We start from the raw sequence: 362 nt of genomic DNA, 5'->3' as shown, positions 1-362 counted from the left end.
AGGGACCGGACGGCGAGACCCACGCCGCCTACGCCGGGGACCTGACCCGGTCATGGTCGAACGGTGACCCGTGGTTGCTGATGGAGCAGGGGACCATCAGCTTGACGATGCCGGGCTTTCGGCCCTACAAGGATCCGAACCGGGTGATCCGCAACTCGCTCTCCTACATCGCCCGAGGCTCACAGGGCGCGCTGTTCTTTCAGTGGCGGGCACCCGCGGCCGGATCCGAGGCCTGGCACGGCGGCATGGTCCCGCACGCCGGCGCCGACTCCCGCACCTACCGGGGGTTCGCCGAGCTCGGCCGGATCCTGCGGGACATCGGGGAGGTCGCCGAACCGCCGACGGAGGGACCCGTGGTGGCG

General features: G+C 71.0%; 1 protein-coding gene. It reads left to right on the top strand.

The window, feature by feature from the left end; all coding sequences use genetic code 11:
• Nucleotides 1-362 (top strand): beta-galactosidase (locus ELR45_RS36320; protein WP_205855622.1); only part of this gene is annotated, 362 nt, incomplete at both ends.

Origin of the sequence: Phytoactinopolyspora endophytica (genome assembly GCF_004138495.1) — a bacterium.
Classification (GTDB): domain Bacteria; phylum Actinomycetota; class Actinomycetes; order Jiangellales; family Jiangellaceae; genus Phytoactinopolyspora; species Phytoactinopolyspora endophytica.
The sequence above is the reverse complement of the archived record's forward strand: the minus strand, read 5'-3'. Positions and strand labels throughout refer to the sequence as shown.